Origin of the sequence: Acidibrevibacterium sp. (assembly GCF_049965395.1) — a bacterium.
Classification (GTDB): domain Bacteria; phylum Pseudomonadota; class Alphaproteobacteria; order Acetobacterales; family Acetobacteraceae; genus Acidibrevibacterium; species Acidibrevibacterium fodinaquatile.
Map to the genome: position 1 here is coordinate 1 of NZ_JBMFWJ010000023.1, position 2,906 is coordinate 2,906.

General features: G+C 61.9%; 4 protein-coding genes. 2 read left to right on the forward strand and 2 right to left on the reverse strand.

Features of this window, described 5'->3' with window-relative positions; translation table 11 throughout:
• The first annotated feature begins 544 nt into the window (after nucleotides 1-544).
• Together ACP5M5_RS08560 and ACP5M5_RS08565 are read left to right on the forward strand one after the other, a co-directional pair.
• Complete coding sequence (locus tag ACP5M5_RS08560; RefSeq protein ID WP_427936703.1) at nucleotides 545-1,228, forward strand: PEP-CTERM sorting domain-containing protein; 684 nt, start codon at nucleotides 545-547, stop codon at nucleotides 1,226-1,228.
• Between the two features lie 16 nt (nucleotides 1,229-1,244).
• A complete protein-coding gene (locus ACP5M5_RS08565; protein ID WP_427936704.1) occupies nucleotides 1,245-1,820 on the forward strand; it encodes an NnrU family protein in 576 nt (191 codons plus the stop codon).
• A gap of 4 nt (nucleotides 1,821-1,824) precedes the next feature.
• On the opposite strand, the gene ACP5M5_RS08570 is transcribed toward ACP5M5_RS08565, so the two are convergent.
• Together ACP5M5_RS08570 and ACP5M5_RS08575 are read right to left on the reverse strand one after the other, a co-directional pair.
• On the reverse strand, nucleotides 1,825-2,091 hold the full coding sequence (locus ACP5M5_RS08570; RefSeq protein WP_427936705.1) for a hypothetical protein: 267 nt from the start codon (nucleotides 2,089-2,091) through the stop codon (nucleotides 1,825-1,827).
• 93 nt (nucleotides 2,092-2,184) lie between these two features.
• The gene (locus tag ACP5M5_RS08575) at nucleotides 2,185-2,757 is read right to left on the reverse strand and encodes a pentapeptide repeat-containing protein (RefSeq protein WP_427936707.1); all 573 of its coding nucleotides are present in this window, start codon (nucleotides 2,755-2,757) and stop codon (nucleotides 2,185-2,187) included.
• Nucleotides 2,758-2,906: the final 149 nt, after the last annotated feature.

A 2,906-nucleotide genomic window follows, 5' to 3' on the forward strand; every position in this document is an offset into this window, starting at 1 on the left:
TAAGACAACGAATGTATAGGGTCTCCTGAGCGCAATTTGAACAATCCACATAGCATTCTATGCCCGTTATTATTCATAACGTGCACACCTTCACTTATCTTGCACCGATATATCGAGATATTGTTGTCGATTCTTATGGCAGATGATGGTATTCGTAAATTAATTAGTCTTTTATAAATATAGGATGATAAATATAACTTTATAAAACGCGATTTTGGGCGGCAGCGGCGCGGCGTTCCCGCGCCGGCATTTCCCAATGCCGCGACGATGAGGGCCATCCGCCGCTCTTGACGGCGCCGCTGCGCCGCCAGGCTTGTGACGATGCGGGTCCATCATGACGAGGGCGCGGGCGAGGCGGTGGCGGGGTATTTTTGGCTAGACGTTGCCGGGCAGTAAAACGCCGGTCAGCCGCGTTCACGTTTTTGTTATCATCGTTAAAATGTGATCAATCTCACGATTTTGCGTGCTATCGTTCCGTAACGTTCAGGTGCACGCGGCACGGGGCGGGGAACAACGCAAAAGCACGGAAGAAGGACGCAAGACGATGAGACATTTCGTTCACGCCGCCCTCGTAACGACTTTGCTCGGCGGTCTCGCGGCGAGCCCAGCGCTGGCGGGGCCGTGGGACATCGGCGGCACCATCGCCGTCAGCGGCATCAATGCGCCCAATAATTTCTCCCAGAACGTGACATTGGGTGCCGGCTCGACCTCGCTCGACGGTGGCGTGCTGACCCTGACGCAAACGCTCGTCAACGAGCCGAACGGCGCGCAATGGCTGGTGCTCGATTATCAGGTCACCGGCAGCGGGCCGATCGCCGGCAACACTAGCGGTACTTGGGAATTGGCGGCGGAGGTGCCGCTCTCGGGGCAGCCGAACAGCCTCGGGTTCTACTTTGATTGGGGGGTCAATGGCGTGCTCGATACCGCATCCGGCACGCTTTTTACGCCTGGTCCCAATCCGATCACCGGCACGGGCGAAGTGTTTGTCAATTCGACTTTGTGCCTTTATGCCAGTTGCGGCTATATCAACACAAGCAACAACACGCTTGGTTTCTTTGCCTATATTTCACCATACTCCGACTTGAATGCCGCTGGCATCAATACCGCGACCGCGAACGAGTTTCAGATCGGCGTCGAGACGCAAACGGTGCCCGAGCCGGCTTCGCTCGCGCTTCTCGGCGCTGGGGTGGTTGGGCTTCTTGGGGTGCGCCGGCGGGCGCGGGGCTGAGGCGAGCGGCCGGGGGATGGGGGCGCTTGCGCTTGGGTTGATCCTGTTCCTCGGCGCGCATTCGGCGAAGATTTTTGCCCCGCGCTGGCGCGAGCGGGTGATAGGGCGCATTGGGCCGGTTGGTTGGCGGGTGGGCCATTCGGCGGTGTCGCTCGCCGGTTTTTTGCTGATCGTGTTCGGGTTTGCGCGCGCCGGCGGGTTCGCGCCGCTTTATACGCCGCCGCTCGCGTTGCGCCATCTCAATGCGCTGTTTACCTTGATCGCCTTCATCCTCGTCGCCGCGGCCTATGTGCCGGGCAATCACCTCAAAGCGGCGATCGGGCATCCGATGCTGGCGGGGGTGAAGCTGTGGGCGCTCGGCCATTTATTGGCCAACGGCACGCCGCGCGATCTGCTGCTGTTCGGCGCGTTTCTTTTCTGGGCGATCGTGGATTTCGCCGTCTCGCGCCGGCGCGACCGGGTGGCGGCGATCGCCTATCCGGCAGGCGGGCTCGCGGGCGATGTCGGGGCGGCGGTGATAGGCGTTGCCGCCTGGGCGCTGTTTGCCTTCTATCTCCATCAACGCTGGATCGGCGTCGCGCCCTTTGGCTGAGCGCTTAGCGCAGGCGGAAGGTGTTGCGCAGACCAAGGCCCAAGAGAAACAGCAGCAGCGCGCCGAAGATGGTTTCCCCGGCGGAGAGCACTTGCAGCCAGCCGGGGAGGGTGACGAGGTCGCCCGCCGCGAAAAACGCCTGGCGGAAATTGAACACGCCGAGGGTGCTGGCGGCGCTGAGGCCGAGGGCGCGGGCGTAGCCGAGGCCGGCTTGGCCCCAAAAGGCATCGGCGCCGGCGAGGATCGTTGCGAGCAGCACAAACAGCGGCAAGCCGACACTCCGCCCGTAATCGCTCGAGCCGCCATAAAGCCAGATCGCCCAGCCGATGAGCGAGGACCATTGGCCGGCAAGGACGCGGCGGACTTAGAGTTCCAGGGCGAAAAAATCCAGCTCGTCCGCGTGTTTTTTGAGCCGGTCCATTTCGAGCTTCAGGCGTTCGTAGGCGCTGACGGCGTATTCTGCCGCCGCAATGGTCTTCGGCGCCGGCGGCCATGTTACGCCGAACCAGGTCGTGCCTTCGTGCAGCTTGGCGCCGGCGAAATCGGGCGGCGTCTCCGCGAAAGTGGCGGCGTCGAACCTCGTTCGGGATTTCAGTTCCGCGTTTATAAAGCTCGGCGTGCTCGCGAACTTTGCGCGTTCGAAGCTGGCGTTGCCGTCGAACGTCGCATGTTCAAAGTCGGCGTCACCGCCGAACCTCGCGCCGCAGAACTCGACGATTAATTCGAACTTCGCGCCCCTGAAATACGCGTCCCGTTGGAACGTCGCGCCGTTGAAAACCGAGCCCTGTTCGAACGTCGCGCCGCTGAAATCCATGGCCTCAGGAAACGTCAGCCCGGAGAAATCCTGGTGCTCCTCAAACACCCGCCCGAAGAAATTGGTCGGGCCGTCGTAAATCTTTTTTTTCGGCGCGGGCGGCGGTTTTGGGGTGTCTGGCATCGGCGCGGCCTTGGGTTGCGCCGTCGTTCTTATCCTGTTCTTTCCGACGAGAAAAGCCAAGCGCGGCCCGTGCGGCAGGAAAACCCCCGCCGCGCCGGGTTGGCCTCAGGCGCGGCGGCGGCGGCGGATGAGGGCGAGGGTGGCGAGGG

What these genes read in the sequence shown, in the direction of transcription:
- ACP5M5_RS08560 (WP_427936703.1), top strand. Translation starts at nt 545, where the DNA reads ATGAGACATTTCGTTCACGCCGCCCTCGTAACGACTTTGCTCGGCGGT.
- ACP5M5_RS08565 (WP_427936704.1), top strand. Translation starts at nt 1,245, where the DNA reads ATGGGGGCGCTTGCGCTTGGGTTGATCCTGTTCCTCGGCGCGCATTCG.
- ACP5M5_RS08575 (WP_427936707.1), bottom strand. Translation starts at nt 2,757, where the DNA reads ATGCCAGACACCCCAAAACCGCCGCCCGCGCCGAAAAAAAAGATTTAC.